The sequence below is a fragment of the Corynebacterium argentoratense genome (genome assembly GCF_021491455.1).
GTDB classification, from domain to species: domain Bacteria; phylum Actinomycetota; class Actinomycetes; order Mycobacteriales; family Mycobacteriaceae; genus Corynebacterium; species Corynebacterium argentoratense_A.
The window spans coordinates 151,208-167,339 of sequence record NZ_JAKETN010000005.1 but is presented as its reverse complement, the minus strand read 5'-3'; the positions used below and the strand labels follow the sequence as shown (position 1 = coordinate 167,339).

Annotated in this window: 9 protein-coding genes, 3 rRNA genes and 2 pseudogenes; 4 read left to right on the top strand and 10 right to left on the bottom strand. The window is 56.6% G+C overall.

The features are described 5' to 3' along the window. Window positions 1–134: 134 nt before the first annotated feature. The 3 genes from rrf to L1C91_RS08125 all read right to left on the bottom strand — a co-directional run bounded on the left by rrf (window position 135) and on the right by L1C91_RS08125 (window position 5,316). A 5S ribosomal RNA gene (rrf, locus tag L1C91_RS08135) occupies window positions 135–252 on the bottom strand. Window positions 253–379: 127 nt separating this feature from the next. Next, a 23S ribosomal RNA gene (locus tag L1C91_RS08130) occupies window positions 380–3,468 on the bottom strand. 324 nt (window positions 3,469–3,792) lie between these two features. Then, window positions 3,793–5,316 (bottom strand): 16S ribosomal RNA (locus L1C91_RS08125). Together the 16S, 23S and 5S rRNA genes form the textbook arrangement of a ribosomal RNA operon. Before the next feature lie 640 nt (window positions 5,317–5,956). On the opposite strand from L1C91_RS08125, the pseudogene L1C91_RS09570 reads away from it, so the two are divergent. Beyond that, window positions 5,957–6,518 (top strand): annotated as a pseudogene (locus L1C91_RS09570) (NYN domain-containing protein); the annotation flags it as partial. Between the two features lie 536 nt (window positions 6,519–7,054). After that, a pseudogene (locus L1C91_RS09565) lies at window positions 7,055–7,402 on the top strand (NYN domain-containing protein); the annotation flags it as partial. Here the strand turns inward: L1C91_RS09565 and trxA are convergent. Continuing rightward, window positions 7,399–7,722, bottom strand: a complete 324-nt coding sequence (trxA, locus tag L1C91_RS08115) for a thioredoxin (protein WP_234858816.1) — start codon at window positions 7,720–7,722, stop codon at window positions 7,399–7,401. The pseudogene L1C91_RS09565 and the gene trxA sit on opposite strands and share 4 nt — an antisense overlap. 131 nt (window positions 7,723–7,853) lie before the next feature. On the opposite strand from trxA, the gene L1C91_RS08110 reads away from it, so the two are divergent. Together L1C91_RS08110 and L1C91_RS08105 are read left to right on the top strand one after the other, a co-directional pair. Continuing rightward, complete coding sequence (locus L1C91_RS08110) at window positions 7,854–8,036, top strand: heavy-metal-associated domain-containing protein (RefSeq protein WP_021012381.1); 183 nt, start codon at window positions 7,854–7,856, stop codon at window positions 8,034–8,036. A gap of 4 nt (window positions 8,037–8,040) precedes the next feature. After that, the gene (locus L1C91_RS08105) at window positions 8,041–10,044 is read left to right on the top strand and encodes a heavy metal translocating P-type ATPase (protein WP_268836596.1); all 2,004 of its coding nucleotides are present in this window, start codon (window positions 8,041–8,043) and stop codon (window positions 10,042–10,044) included. On the opposite strand, the gene L1C91_RS08100 is transcribed toward L1C91_RS08105, so the two are convergent. The 6 genes from L1C91_RS08100 to L1C91_RS08075 form a co-directional block, all read right to left on the bottom strand. Beyond that, window positions 10,041–11,714 carry a cation:proton antiporter gene (locus L1C91_RS08100; protein ID WP_234858814.1) on the bottom strand — a complete coding sequence of 558 codons (1,674 nt, stop codon included), beginning with the start codon at window positions 11,712–11,714 and terminating at the stop codon, window positions 10,041–10,043. The genes L1C91_RS08105 and L1C91_RS08100 overlap by 4 nt on opposite strands. A gap of 715 nt (window positions 11,715–12,429) precedes the next feature. After that, window positions 12,430–14,013: a replicative DNA helicase gene (gene dnaB / locus L1C91_RS08095; RefSeq protein WP_234858813.1), complete on the bottom strand. Its 1,584-nt coding sequence runs from the start codon at window positions 14,011–14,013 to the stop codon at window positions 12,430–12,432. Window positions 14,014–14,386: 373 nt separating this feature from the next. Then, window positions 14,387–14,839, bottom strand: coding sequence for a 50S ribosomal protein L9 (rplI, locus tag L1C91_RS08090; RefSeq protein WP_021012386.1), 453 nt, complete (start codon window positions 14,837–14,839; stop codon window positions 14,387–14,389). Between the two features lie 38 nt (window positions 14,840–14,877). Next, window positions 14,878–15,417 carry a single-stranded DNA-binding protein gene (locus L1C91_RS08085; RefSeq protein WP_234858812.1) on the bottom strand — a complete coding sequence of 180 codons (540 nt, stop codon included), beginning with the start codon at window positions 15,415–15,417 and terminating at the stop codon, window positions 14,878–14,880. A 75-nt stretch (window positions 15,418–15,492) separates the two neighbouring features. Beyond that, window positions 15,493–15,780, bottom strand: coding sequence for a 30S ribosomal protein S6 (gene rpsF / locus L1C91_RS08080; RefSeq protein ID WP_041747866.1), 288 nt, complete (start codon window positions 15,778–15,780; stop codon window positions 15,493–15,495). Window positions 15,781–15,928: 148 nt separating this feature from the next. Then, complete coding sequence (locus tag L1C91_RS08075) at window positions 15,929–16,120, bottom strand: hypothetical protein (protein WP_234858811.1); 192 nt, start codon at window positions 16,118–16,120, stop codon at window positions 15,929–15,931. Window positions 16,121–16,132: the final 12 nt, after the last annotated feature.

Below are 16,132 nucleotides of genomic sequence, written 5' to 3'. Positions count from 1 at the left end.
ACAACACCCACACACCCCACCACCCAAACACCCCCCCAATCATGACCACACAAAAAAGGAAAGACGCCACCCAACAAACAAGTGACGCCTTCCCAACAAACAAAACTATATAAAATTATCGTTTTTCTGTTTTAGGCCGGCAGCGACCTACTCTCCCACACACTCCCGTGTGCAGTACCATCGGCGCAGGTGAGCTTAGCTTCCGGGTTCGGAAAGGGACCGGGCGTATCCTCACCGCCATCAACCACCGACACAACCAACACCCCACAAGGCAATGCAAGGCGTGCTGTTTCAGACACTGCATAGTGGACGCAAACAATCAATACATTTGGGCTAAACACCCTGCTAAGCAACCCCATCCATCATCAACGAATAGGTATTTTTAGGTGTGTTCGGCGCATTAGTACCAGTCACCTCAACACGCATTACTACGCTTCCAGCTCTGGCCTATCAACCCCCTAGTCTAGAGGGCACCTGATCACGAAACCTTATCTCGAAACAGGCTTCCCGCTTAGATGCTTTCAGCGGTTATCCCTTCCGTACGTAGCCAACCAGCCATGCCACGGGCGTGACAACTGGCACACTAGAGGTACGTCCGTCCCGGTCCTCTCGTACTAGGGACAGCCTTTCTCAAGTTTCTACGCGCGCGGCGGATAGAGACCGAACTGTCTCACGACGTTCTAAACCCAGCTCGCGTGCCGCTTTAATGGGCGAACAGCCCAACCCTTGGGACCTACTCCAGCCCCAGGATGCGACGAGCCGACATCGAGGTGCCAAACCATCCCGTCGATATGGACTCTTGGGGAAGATCAGCCTGTTATCCCCGGGGTACCTTTTATCCGTTGAGCGACACCGCTTCCACAAGCCAGTGCCGGATCACTAGTCCCTACTTTCGTACCTGCTCGACCTGTCAGTCTCACAGTCAAGCTCCCTTGTGCACTTACACTCACCACCTGATTGCCAACCAGGCTGAGGAAACCTTTGGGCGCCTCCGTTACTCTTTAGGAGGCAACCGCCCCAGTTAAACTACCCACCAGGCACTGTCCCTAACCCAGATCATGGGCCGAGGTTCAGATATCCAATACGACCAGAGTGGTATTTCAACAACGACTCCCACACAACTGGCGTCATGCGATCACAGTCTCCCACCTATCCTACACAAACCGAACCGAATATCAATACCAAGCTATAGTGAAGGTCCCGGGGTCTTTTCGTCCTGCCGCGCGTAACGAGCATCTTTACTCGTACTGCAATTTCGCCGGGCCTGTGGTTGAGACAGCAGGGAAGTCGTTACGCCATTCGTGCAGGTCGGAACTTACCCGACAAGGAATTTCGCTACCTTAGGATGGTTATAGTTACCACCGCCGTTTACTGGGGCTTAAATTCTCCGCTTCGCCACCAAAAGTGACTAACAGGTCCTCTTAACCTTCCAGCACCGGGCAGGCGTCAGTCCATATACATCGACTTATCGTCTTCGCATGGACCTGTGTTTTTAGTAAACAGTCGCTTCCCTCTATTCTCTGCGACCACCACCAGCTCAAAACCAGTCTGTCACCAGCAGTGGTCCCCCTTCTCCCGAAGTTACGGGGGCATTTTGCCGAGTTCCTTAACCACAGTTCACCCGATCGCCTTAGTATTCTCTACCTGACCACCTGTGTCGGTTTGGGGTACGGGCCAAATGGAAACATCGCTAGATGCTTTTCTCGACAGCATAGGATCACCAACATCCCCCTTTAACGGGGTACGCATCACGCCTCACCCATCATGCACAGCGGATTTACCTACCATGCGGGCTACACGCTTACACCACAATCCACTCAGTGGCTCGGCTACCTTCCTGTGTCACACCATCGCTTGGCTACTACCAGATCAGGTCCCACGCATCCACACCAACAACAATCCAAAAGACTGCCATCAGGCTTCAGGGTGGTTAGTATCACTGATTCACCACGGGCGCTTCCATCCGGGTACCAGAATATCAACTGGTTGTCCATCGACTACGCCTGTCGGCCTCGCCTTAGGTCCCGACTCACCCTGGGAAGATTAGCTTAACCCAGGAACCCTTGGTCATCCGGCGGATAAGTTTTTCACTCATCATTCGCTACTCATGCCTGCATTCTCACTCGCACACACTCCACCACAACGATCACTCGGCGGCTTCACATTATGCACGACGCTCCCCTACCCACCCACACAACAGTGTGAGTGCCGCGGCTTCGGCGGTGTACTTGAGCCCCACTACATTGTCGGCGCAGAACCACTCGACCAGTGAGCTATTACGCACTCTTTCAAGGATGGCTGCTTCTAAGCCAACCTCCTGGTTGTCTTCGCGATCCCACATCCTTTTCCACTTAGTACACGCTTAGGGGCCTTAGCCGGCGATCTGGGCTGTTTCCCTCTCGACTACGAAGCTTATCCCCCGCAGTCTCACTGCCGCGCTCTCACTTACCGGCATTCGGAGTTTGGCTGATGTCGCTAAGATGTTGGTCCCGCTAAACCATCCAGTAGCTCTACCTCCGGCAAGAAACACACGACGCTGCACCTAAATGCATTTCGGGGAGAACCAGCTATCACGAAGTTTGATTGGCCTTTCACCCCTACCCACAACTCATCCCCTCAGTTTTCAACCTAAGTGGGTTCGCGCCTCCACAACCTCTTACAGCTGCTTCACACTGGCCATGGGTAGATCACTTCGCTTCGGGTCCAGGACATGCCACTCACTCACCCTCATTAGGATTCGGTTTCCCTACGGCTACCACACACGTGTTAACCTCGCGACATGCCGCTGACTCGCAGGCTCATTCTTCAAAAGGCACGCCATCACACCCAAAAAAGTGCTCTGACGGATTGTAAGCACACGGTTTCAGGTACTATTTCACTCCCCTCCCGGGGTACTTTTCACCATTCCCTCACGGTACTACTCCGCTATCGGTCAACTTAAGTATTCAGGCTTACCGGGTGGTCCCGGCAGATTCACAGCAGATTCCACGAGCCCGCTGCTACTCGGGAAACACAACCATTACCACACACACACTTTCACCTACCGGGCTCTCACCGTCTACGGCGGGACATTCCAATCCACTTCACCTAGCATGCGCGACTATCACGTAACCAAGAACCGGCAGATCCTCGACGTTATGCTCCCACAACCCCACGCACGCAACCCCTGCCGGGTATCACACGCACGCAGTTTAGCCATCATCCACGTTCGCTCGCCACTACTAGCGGAATCACAATTGTTTTCTCTTCCTACGGGTACTGAGATGTTTCACTTCCCCGCGTAACCTCCACACCACCTATACACGTTCAGTGATGGGTAACCGCCCATAACGACAGCTGGGTTTCCCCATTCGGACACCCTCGGATCAACGCTCGTTTGACAGCTCCCCGAGGCCTATCGCGGCCTACCACGTCCTTCATCGGCTTAAGTTGCCAAGGCATCCACCGTGTGCCCTTACAACACACACAAAAAATACTTACAAGGCAAAATCAAAAAATAAAGATGCTCGCGTCCACTATACAGTTCTCAAACAACACACCCCACACACAATCACCAACCACTATCACGGCCAGCAACCCCACATGGAGCACAGAAACAACACGCCACAAAAGACCAGTGCTGTTCCAGACACCCAACAATGCACCAACGCAACTCTTCTTTAAGCAGTGTGAAACACCAAACTCTTCTTTTCCATGCCTTACCGTCTGCTGCAACCCCACCACCAGTTGATGAGGGTGTGCATCCACCCAAAAACACTGCGTGTTCCACACAAAAAATAATAAACTCCATAGAAAGGAGGTGATCCAGCCGCACCTTCCGGTACGGCTACCTTGTTACGACTTAGTCCCAATCGCCGATCCCACCTTCGACAGCTCCCTCCCACAAGGGGTTAGGCCACTGGCTTCGGGTGTTACCAACTTTCGTGACTTGACGGGCGGTGTGTACAAGGCCCGGGAACGTATTCACCGCAGCGTTGCTGATCTGCGATTACTAGCGACTCCGACTTCATGGGGTCGAGTTGCAGACCCCAATCCGAACTGAGGCCGGCTTTCAGCGATTCGCTCACCCTCACAGGCTCGCAGCGCGTTGTACCGACCATTGTAGCATGTGTGAAGCCCTGGACATAAGGGGCATGATGATTTGACGTCATCCCCACCTTCCTCCGAGTTAACCCCGGCAGTCTCTCATGAGTCCCCACCATAACGTGCTGGCAACATAAGACAAGGGTTGCGCTCGTTGCGGGACTTAACCCAACATCTCACGACACGAGCTGACGACAACCATGCACCACCTGTATACAGACCACAAGGGACACTACATCTCTGCAGCAATCCTGTATATGTCAAGCCCAGGTAAGGTTCTTCGCGTTGCATCGAATTAATCCACATGCTCCGCCGCTTGTGCGGGCCCCCGTCAATTCCTTTGAGTTTTAGCCTTGCGGCCGTACTCCCCAGGCGGGGCGCTTAATGCGTTAGCTACGGCACAGAAGACGTGGAAGTCCCCTACACCTAGCGCCCACCGTTTACGGCATGGACTACCAGGGTATCTAATCCTGTTCGCTCCCCATGCTTTCGCTCCTCAGCGTCAGTTACTGCCCAGAGACCTGCCTTCGCCATCGGTGTTCCTCCTGATATCTGCGCATTTCACCGCTACACCAGGAATTCCAGTCTCCCCTACAGCACTCAAGTTATGCCCGTATCGCCTGCACGCCCGGAGTTAAGCCCCGGAATTTCACAGACGACGCGACAAACCACCTACGAGCTCTTTACGCCCAGTAATTCCGGACAACGCTCGCACCCTACGTATTACCGCGGCTGCTGGCACGTAGTTAGCCGGTGCTTCTTATACAGGTACCGTCACAAAAGCTTCGTCCCTGTCGAAAGAGGTTTACAACCCGAAGGCCGTCATCCCTCACGCGGCGTCGCTGCATCAGGCTTCCGCCCATTGTGCAATATTCCCCACTGCTGCCTCCCGTAGGAGTCTGGGCCGTGTCTCAGTCCCAATGTGGCCGTACACCCTCTCAGGCCGGCTACCCGTCGACGCCTTGGTAGGCCATTACCCCACCAACAAGCTGATAGGCCGCGAGCTCATCCCCAACCGAAAAAACTTTCCACCATCACACACTAAAGGATGGTCCTATCCAGTATTAGACCCAGTTTCCCAGGCTTATCCCGAAGTTGAGGGCAGATCACTCACGTGTTACTCACCCGTTCGCCACTCGAGTACCCAAGCAAGCTTGAGCCTTTCCGTTCGACTTGCATGTGTTAAGCACGCCGCCAGCGTTCGTCCTGAGCCAGGATCAAACTCTCCATAAAAAATCAGCCCAAAAGCATCAAAAAAATGACAGAGCCAAAACCTAGCAACCAGTAAAAACTGGCAAAAAAATACGATCATGGTGCATCCGACGAGGAAAAACCACCACAACCAAAACAGTTCATATTTACACAGCCAACCACACAAAAACACCCACAAAAAGAGCATCCAAGCGCAAGCTGCTGGTACACACAAACAACAAACACCACAACACAACCACCACCACAAAAACAGCGGCAGTATCAACGTGCCATGGCGCATGAAAAAACACTTAAAAAAAGTACATTGGCACACTATTGAGTTCTCAAACAACACCACCACAACCACCAGACCACACACAACCTGTGCAACCAGCTGCCGTAGCGACTCGATCTAACTTACACACCATCTTGTTAAAACACAAATCCGGGCCCGGAAGGCTATTTTTCAGACCTCCAGATCACCCCGATAACCTACGTTTTAAAACTAAGCGGCGGCTCGTTGACCGAACAAAAAATTAACACATCAACCCACTGGCCACACAAACCCCCTGGCAGCAGAGATTTTTGCCCGCGGCGTCATCAATTAAGGCACACTTGAAGACAAGGCCGCAGGCTCAACACCCGCGACCCCATTAGAAAAACTAGATTGAAGGATTTAGCCATGTTGGAACGCACACAGGTGTACGTAGACACCTCGTATCTCTTAGCCAGTTTTTATAACTCCTGGGCAACAGGCGCCCGGGCCCAACTAAAAATCGACTTACCGGAAGTCGTCGCAGTGTTAGGCAAAATGGTCGAAGACCAACTTCACCAACCCGTGCAACGCCAATACTGGTACGACGGCATCCCCGACTCCGGCCCCCACCGCCACCAACGCGCACTACGCACCTGCGACGGCGTTCAACTACGGGCAGGTCAACTGATCGAATGGGGAGAACGTCGCACACAAAAAGCCGTCGACACACGACTCGTCGCGGACCTTGTGATCGCGGGTTTGGGGCGTCACTGCTCCGACATTGTGCTGGTCAGTGGCGACGCCGACATGATCCCCGGCGTAGAAGAAGCAACCGCTGCGGGCCTGCGCGTCCACCTCTACGGGTTCGGGTGGGACTCCATGTCCAGCGCGCTACGGCACGCCTGCGACACCACCACCATCCTCGACCCACGCGAAGACTTCGCCGACTGCATGCGCATCGAGCCGCTGGAAGGCCCCCTACCTGCCGGGCCAGTCGATGACAACGACGACAGCAACCCACAAACTCAAGAGGATGCAACCGAAGCGGTGCCCACCAACAGCGCTCCCGTCCCGCATGATGCGGAGAAGCCTGCGGATGGGCACACTACGGCAACCGATCTCGCCCCCACCGTGCCGACAGGGGTCATGAACCTCGGGCCCACCGTCGCTGCGGAAGAAGTGGACTATTCCGAAAGTCGCTTCACCTTGTCAGCAGAAGTATCAGCAGGCCAGGCGGGCCAACAAATCTCCATCCAAGAGTCCGCCCAGCGCGCCGACGTTCGCGTCCGTCAAAAGGGAACAACCTCTGCCGCGAACTCTGGATCCGACCCCGCAACTCCGCTAACAGTCAACCAACCCCCAGCCGAGCTACCGACCGAATCGGGAACAGACGACCAGCAGACCGCAGCCAACGAAGAGCACACCCCCGCGGCCACAGCGGAAACACCCGCAGAGCAAAAGGAGGAGCGCGACATAGAGCAGAAGCTAGAGCAGGAAGACACCCAAGACAACACCCCGGGCGCCCCCAAACCGACTCCGCTTGTGATGGCACCCCACCGCAAACTACGCAGCCGCTACGTACCTCTGCCCAACGAAGTATGGTCCAGCGCGGGCTTCCAAACCCCCTTTGACGTGGGCCAACAGTACGCCATCTGGTGGTACGACAACGCTGCCACCACAGAGCAGAGGGACTCCGCACACCTACTATCCGGCGGCGGGCTGCCACCGGAAGTCGACCGCCCACTGCTGCAGTTCGCCTGCGAGACACTGTACGAATACACCCTGTCGGAAAGTCAGCGCGTTGCACTGCGCGATGGATTCCACAGTGGGATCCGCGCGGTGCTGCTGAATATTCAGCGCGGCACCCGCTAGCTCATGTTCTGAACCTTGGTCACCAGCTCGCTCAGGGCTGGTGCGGGCAGTACGCCAGCCTGGCGGAACAACAGCTCGCCATCTTTAAAAACCATGAGCGTGGGGATCGACATGATGCCCAACTGTTGCGCCAGGTTTTGGTTTTCGTCGGTGTTGAACTTGGCGAAGGTGGCGTCCGCGTGCTGCTCACTGACCTTTTCGAAGATCGGTGCGAACTGTCGGCAGGGTCCGCACCATGGTGCCCATGCGTCTACAACGACGACACCTTTCTGCTGCACAGTCTGAGCAAAGGTGCTTTCCGTCACGTTAATGGTTGTCATGGAATGAACCTCCGAGGTTGTCCGGTTGTAATGGGTGAGAGCTTTTTGCCCTCGCTATCGGCCAGGATACGCGCTTGTGCAGCAATGCCGCGCAAATAATTTGTTAGTCCTTTAGTTCAAGGTGGTTTGTTATGAAGATTTTTAACGTCGAAGGTATGACCTGCGAGCACTGCGCCAACGCTGTGCGCGAGGAGCTCACGGACGCTGGCCTCGAGGTCGGCACCATTGATGTTGCGGCCGGCACGGTAGAGGCGTCGGGTGATGACGCCGCGGTGGCTGCGGCAATCGCCGAGGCCGGCTACAAGGTGGTTTAGCAGCATGCACGCTGATTTCACAGTCACGGGCATGAGCTGCACTAGTTGCAGTGCCCGGGTGGAGCGCAAGCTGAATAAGCTGCCGGGTGTTCGCGCAGAGGTGAACTACGCGACGGAAACAGCCTCGGTGGATTATGACGAGTCGGTGGATCCCAAGACGATTACCGACACGATTACCAAGTTGGGTTATGGCTCGAAGCGGCAGCCGGAGATCATGCCTCGGCTGATTGTGGCGGCCGTGTCGACGGTTGTGTTGATGGCGTTGATGTTCGCCCCGCACCGGTGGATGGCCATCGCACAGCTGCCATTTGCCCTGCTTGTGTACTTCTACAGTGGCTGGTTGTTCCACCGAAACACCCTCAAGGGCCAGTTGACCATGGATACGTTGGTCACGTTGGGTACGACTGCGGCGCTTGTGTATTCGTTGATGCACATGCACTGGGGGTGGCCGCCGGTTGCCCACGGCCACATGTACTTTGATGCGGTCGGGATGATCACGACGTCACTGTTGTTGGGGAAGTTGTTGGAGCATAGGGCGAAGAATCGCAGCTCGGCGGCGTTTCGTGAGTTGCTGAATTTGGGCGCTAAGCAGGCCGTTTTGGTTGATGGCCGGACGGTGCCTGTGGCTCACCTGCGGGTGGGGGACGTGTTTGTGGTGGGGCCGGGGGAAAAGGTCGCTACTGATGGTCGTGTGGTGCGGGGCAACAGCGAGGTCGACGAGTCTATGTTGACGGGGGAGTCCCTTCCGCGTGCGGTGGCTGTGGGTGATGACGTCGCGGGGGCAACGCTGAACACGGTAGGGTCGCTGGAGGTTGAGGCGACCAGGGTGGGGGAGGACACCGTGTTGGCTCAGATTTCTGCACTGGTTGCGGGGGCGCAGCAGAAGGCTCCGGTGCAGCGTCTGGTGGATCAGATTTCGCGCTTTTTCGTGCCGACTGTGATTGCTATTGCGCTGGTTGTTGCGTTTTTTGATGTGCCTTCGGCGGTGGCGGTGTTGGTGGTTGCGTGCCCGTGCGCGTTGGGTTTGGCGACTCCGACGGCGTTGCTTGTGGGCACTGGTCGGGCGGCACAGTTGGGCCTGCTGATTAAGGGCCCGCAGGTGTTGGAGCAGTCGCGCAAGGTCGACACGGTGGTGTTTGACAAGACAGGGACGGTGACGTTGGGGGAGTTGTCGGCGCAGCTGGACTACGAGGATGCGGCCGTCGTGGGTGGGGTGGCGTTGCAGCAGTGTGATGTGGTGGGGCTTGTTGCTGCGGCAGAGTCCGGTTCGGAGCATCCTGTGGCGCGCGCGTTGGTGCGGTATGCGCAGCAGAATTATGGTGATGATTGGCGCGAGTGGGAGGTGTCGGGTTTTACGGCGCTGCCTGGGCTTGGTGTGCGGGCGCGTGTTGCGCATCCGACGTTGGGGGTTGTGTGCGTGGAGGTCATCCGCGGCGTCATTAGTGTTGATGGTGTGTTGGTGGCGCGGGTGTCTGCGCGGGATTCGCTCAAGCCGACAAGCAAGCAGGCTATCGATTTGTTGAAGGCTGACGGTGTGGAGCCTGTTCTGTTGACGGGGGATTCGGATGCGGTGGCGCAGGCTGTGGCGTCCGAGGTCGGCATCGAGCGCGTGTGGGCACAAGTTATGCCTGATGAGAAGCTTGATGTGGTGCGCACCTTGCAGGATCAGGGCCGTGTGGTCGCGATGGTGGGGGATGGAATTAATGACGCCGCGGCGCTTGCGCAGGCAGATGTGGGTATCGCGATGGGGTCGGGTACGGATGTGGCGATTGAGGCCAGTGACATTACCGTGCTGAACTCTGACCTGCGCGGGGTGGATACGGCGCTGCGTTTGTCGCGGGCGACAGTGCGGACGATCCGCGGGAACCTGTTTTGGGCGTTTGCTTACAACGTGGTGTTGATTCCGGTTGCTGCGGCCGGACTGATGGAGCCCATGTGGGCGGGTGCTGCGATGGCGTTGTCAAGCGTGTTTGTGGTGACAAACTCCCTGCGCTTGCGGCGTTTCTAGTGGCGTCGGGTGGCTAGGATCATGCGGTCGATGTCGTGGAGGACATCGTCGGCGACTGCGGGGTCGATCCCGGCTTCGCGGCGGGCTTCGAGTACTTCACGCTGGGCGGCGCGCAGGGCTTCGTAGCGGATGCGGCTGGCGCGCTCGCGAATCTCGATGAACTTCTTTTTGCTGGCCAGGCGGGTGGCGGCGCATTCGGTGTCGTCGAGGTCCTCGGTGCCGGTTTCTTCTGCAATCCAATGCTGGATGCTGGCCACCGTGTTGGGGGGCAGTTCTTCTGCTTTGGCATGCAGGACAACGCTTGCTGCCTCGCGGGCGCGGCGCAGGAGGTTTTCGCGCGCGGCGTCACCAAAAGCGTCGGGGCCTTGGTCGAGGGATAGTTTGCGCATCAACCACGGCAGAGTGAGGCCCGGGACCACCATGGTGATCGTCAGTACGACCAGGGCGATGACGGTAAATTCCTGCTGCCAGGGGGCATAACCATAGGGGATGGATAGAACGAGCGCCAGGGTAACCAGTCCGCGCATGCCGGCCCATGTCAGCAGGAGGACTTCCTGCAAGCGCAGTGGTGCGCCCATGGGTGGGAAGATTGTTTTGCGGGTGATTTTTTCCGCGGCGCTACCCACCGCATGCACGGGAATGTACTTGCTTGAGGCGTGCTCTGCGACGGTGCCGACCAAAGATGCGAGTTTGCGGGTGTTGTAGTTGTACAGCAACAACATCCACACCAGGCGCACGACGATGAGCACGACGGAGAGGATCGCGCCGACCCACACGCCGTGCCATAGTTGGGAGCCGACGTCGGCGACGGCTTCGCGCACCGACAAACCAATCAGGCCGAACGCCACACCGGTGAACAGCATTTCTACTGTTTCCCAAAACGCGTGGCCGGTCAGGCGGTCCTCGGCGCCGACTTTCACGCGGGAGTGCATCTCCACCGCGGCGATGACGATCGCGATAACACCGGAGGCACGTAGCTCTTCTGCCAGCAGAAACACGGCGAAGGGAATGACCCAACTAAAGGCGTTGCGGGCGACGGGGGATTCCATCCAGTCCGTCAGCTTGGCGCTAAGCCAACCGACTGTCAGACCGATAATCACAGCGACGCTGGAGGAATAGAGGAAGTCCAAAACGCCCCCTTTGATGCTGGGGTTTTCACCCGCTTGGATGGCGCCGAGGGCGACGTGGAACGCGACGATAGACGCGGCGTCATTAAACAATCCCTCGGTCTGGAGGGTGCTGATGAGTCGTCGGGGGACACCTGCGGGTTCGGCGACGGCATCGACGGCAACGGGGTCCGGCGGCGCCAGGGCGCTACCCAGCAGCACGGCGGCGGCTAACCCCAGGCCGGGCATGATCAGCATGGCGGCACCGGCGGCGGCGACCGTCGTGAAGAACACCAGGAGTACGGACAGCGCGATGATGGTGCCGCGTTGTTCGCGGATGACTGACCAGCTGGTTCTACGGGCCATCGCCCACAGCAGCGGAGGCAGGAAGATCGGCAGGATGAGGTCTGCGGGTATGTGCACCGTGGGCAGGCCGGGGAAGAAGATGGTGCCGGCGGCGACGAGGGTGAGGAGCACGGGCCAGGGCAAGCCGACGCGGTCACCGATGGCGACCACGATGACGGTGACGAGCAGGAGGCCGATGGCCAGGAATAGGAAATCCACGAGGGGTCCTTCGCTGTACTGGAGGTGTTAAATTCTTGTTAAGCAGGATAACACCAGCAACCAGGGGTCACTCCGGCTGCAGACGTGATGCACGCAAGGAAAATGTGCACAAATTTCGGCAGCGCGCCCGCGAAAAAACCATTTCCCCAGGTCGCGATTTTCACTCCGCGCTCCCTGCCGAAATTTGTGCACACTTCGCCCCCTAGGGGCTCAAGCGGAATGGTGCGTCGGTTATTTCTCGCAGCTCATTATTTCACGATCTAGCAATCATCGAGGTCGCTCTTCGAAACTCGATCGACAAAGCTCTAGTCTCGAAGTACGGCCCCGGCTGGCACAGGCTATCCGCAAGCATCTTTGACCAGCGCACATTTAATGCCATCAGTCGGAGATAGAGCGGATTGGATGAGATCCATCGGTCGCATCACAACAATCTCGATGCAACCAGGGGAAGGTTGCTGGGCATTTGAGCAGGTTCATCGAGTGCATCTGATTCGAAATAGAATCGCACACCACGAATCACTTATAAACGAAATCCCCATTCCCGGCTCCAAAGACGCCGCCAACCAGACGCGGCGTATTCCGCCACAAGAATACTTCCCCGCATTCCTTCGCCTAGCGGGCATGATCGACCGAAACCTCAAGGACTTCATCATGAGGAACTCAACCGTTCCCAATTCTCTTGGTGACTCGGCAATATCCCCAGATCCTATCGGAACTAGCCGCGGGCTAGGTTCGCAAACCTCGAGTAATGCAACTGGTGAGCCACACTCACCGTATCAATCGGACCACCACGATGCTTCGCCAAAATAATATCCGCCTCACCCGCACGAGGATCCTCACGATCCTGCGAATCCGGCCTATACAACAACATCACCATATCCGCATCCTGCTCCAACGAACCCGACTCACGCAGATCCGCCAACTGAGGACGCTTATCCGTACGAGACTCCGGGCCACGGTTCAACTGCGAAATCGCAATCAAAGGAACATCCAACTCCTTCGCCAACAACTTCAACTGGCGTGAAAATTCCGCCACCTCCTGCTGGCGCGACTCCACCTTCTTACCCGAAGACATCAACTGCAGGTAATCCACCACAATCATCGACAGCCCCACCTTCTGCGACAACCGCCGAGCCTTCGAACGAATCTCCATCATCGTCAAATTCGCAGAATCATCAATGTACAACGGGGCGTCATTAATCTGACCAATCTTGTTAGCCAGCTTCGCCCACTGCTCATCATTCATACGACCCGCACGCATATCCGACAACTTGATCTCCGCCTCCGCAGACAACAAGCGCATCACAACCTCAGACTTGGACATTTCCAAGCTGAACAACACGCTCGGCTTACCATGCGCAATCGAACACGAGCGCATGAAATCCAACGCCAACGTCGACTTACCGACACCCGGACGAGCAGCCACAATAATCATCTGCCCGCCATGCAAACCATTCGTCAGATCATCCAAGTCGATGAACCCAGTCGGAACACCCTGCGCCAAACCACCATGCGCATGGATCTGATCCAACTCATCCATCGTCGGCTCAATCATGTCCGCCAGCACTGAATAATCCTCAGCAGTCTTCTTCTGCGCAATCGCAAAAACCTCCTGCTGCGCCATATCCACCACAGCGTCAACCTCAGCCCCCTCAGTGCCCTCATAGCCCAACTGGACCACCCGAGTACCCGCATCGACCAACCGACGCAACGTCGCCTTCTCAGAGACAATCTCCGCGTAATAACGCGCATTCGCCGCCGTCGGCACCGAACTGTACAGCGTATGCAAATAAGGCGCGCCCCCAGCACGCTCCAAATCATTATTGCGATCCAACCTGCCCGCAACAATAACCGGGTCAATATCCTTATTCTCCGCGAATAAGTCAATAATCGCCTGGAAAATCAGCTGGTGCGCAGGGCGGTAGAAATCCTCAGCAGACAGCTCCTCAATAATGTCGACCACCGTATCCGGTGCCAACAACATCGCACCCAACACACCCTGCTCCGCATCATTATCATGCGGAGGCTTACGGCCGGACTCATACGCCTGCTGAAGCTCATCGCTCCCCCTAAAACTACGACCCCGATCTTGGCCATAGCCGCCACTACGGTAATTGGAATTAGAACGACTACTCGCCGATGGCTGGTAATCATCCTCTGGAGCCGGCGGCACGTAATCGTCCTCCGGCGGGGGAGGGGTATCATCAAACGACACAGCCCCCGCGCCTGCGTCAGTATCCTCCGTCGCGCCCGAGTTCACACCAGAGTCCTCAGCCGCCGAATTGGCATCCCAAGCCATAACCAAACCCTCACTCCAGAAACCAACAACAACGCCTGGAAGAGCTTCCAGACAACATGCGAACAGTCTACGCGTCTGCCATTTTCAAGATTTCCGAGGCCCCCAAGATTGCAAAATGTTGCTCGAAGCCGTTGCTTTTTGTTGGTTAAAACCGTTGCAAAATGTTGATCTTGCAGGTCAGCGGCTCGCCACCCTCGCACCCTAACAACAACCACCGCAACACCAACCACACAGCCGCACCCCCACGACGTCAACAAGCAACCCTCAACAACGGCAAAAGCCTCCACCCGGGGATTTACCCACAAGCGGAGGCTCAAGCCTGCTGTTGTCATGTGGCCACACGCGTGGCCGCCGAAGCTACAAACGCCTAAAACTAGGCAGCAACGACCTTAAAGTTCACCTTGGCGGAAATGTCGCCCTGAAGCTTAACGTCAACGTCATAAGCACCAACGCTCTTAACGTGACCCTTCTTCAGAAGCACAGAGTGCTTGGACAGGGAAGGACCGCCAGCGGCCTTCACTGCGGCAACAATGTCTTCGGCCTTCACAGAACCGAACAACTTGCCATTTTCTGCGGTGCGGACCTCAACAGAAACACCCTCCAGTGCCTCCAGCTGGGCCTTGACCTCGCGTGCATGATCCAGGTCGCGGATCTCCCGCTCAGCCTGAGCGCGCTTAATGCCCTCAATCTGCTTCTCAGCGCCACGAGTCGCCACAATAGCGAAACCGCGCGGAAGCAGGTAGTTACGTCCGTAGCCAGCCTTGACCTCGACAACGTCACCAGGGACGCCCAAGTTATCAACGGCGGCGGTGAGGATCAGCTTCATGATCCCTGCCTTTCAGGAAAAGTTAAAAAGATTTCAAGTTAAAACGGGGGTTCGTCATCTGCCCCGGCAAAACCACCAGAAGCAGGAGCACTATTCCACGGATCATTATCCGGAACAGCCGACATATTCTGATTGCCACCAGACGCCTGCGGAGCGGGGCCACCAAAGCCACCGGACTGCTGCTGGAAACCACCAGAATTGCCCTCACCACGGCTCACACGCTGAACCTGCGCCGTCGCATACTGCAAAGAAGGACCGACCTCGTCGACCTCAATCTCCATCACACTACGACGCTCACCCTCGCGGGTGTCGTACGAACGCTGGCGCAACCGACCGGTCACGATAACGCGCATACCCTTCGTCAACGTATTAGCAACATTCTCCGCAACCTGACGCCACACGTTGCACGTGAGGTACAGTGCCTCGCCATCTTCCCACTGGTTAGTCTGACGATTAAACCGGCGAGGAGTGGAAGCAATACGGAAATTCGCTACGGCGACATTCGACGCCGTGAAACGCAATTCAGGATCAGCAACAAGGTTGCCGACCACAGTAATCTGAGTTTCGCCCTGAGCCATGAGAACCTACTTTCTAGTGAACCCTTTTGCTTTCATCCGGCCAGTGTAGCCAGATACAAGCAACGGGGGAGTTGACTAGCGATCGGCGCGCAGCACCTTGGTGCGCAGAACGTCGTCGCTCAGGTTGAGAAGACGATCCAGCTCGAGCACGGTAGCGGACTCGCAGTGGAGATCGACGACAGCGTAGATGCCTTCGTCTTTCTTGTTGATCGGGTACGCAAGAGTGCGCTTGCCCCAAATATCAACCTTATCCACGGTGCCGTTTTCCTTGCGGACAACCTCGAGGAACTTATCCAGGGACGGGGCGACAGTGCGTTCATCCTGAGACGGGTCAAGAATGATCATGAGTTCGTATTTACGCACGGACCTCATCACCTCCTATGGTCTAGTAATTGTGTAACGGCCATACCCCCTTTGGGTATGACAGGAGGACTGCTGCATAAAGCAACCTTGTTAGAGTAGCCGACGACACCCCCAACGCGCAATACGCTGCAGCTACACGGCTACACAACTACACGAACAGCGTGGCCCAGAAAATCGCGATAGTGGTGGGGATGACCGTGATCAGCACAATCGCCACGGCCATCAACCCCCACGTCAACCAAGGGGACTTACCCAGGCGGAAACTTAAGAAACTACCCGTGAAACAGGCGAAACCAGCAAAAACGCTCGCCATAGTCACAATGAGTGCAGTATCCGACATCACCAACACCTA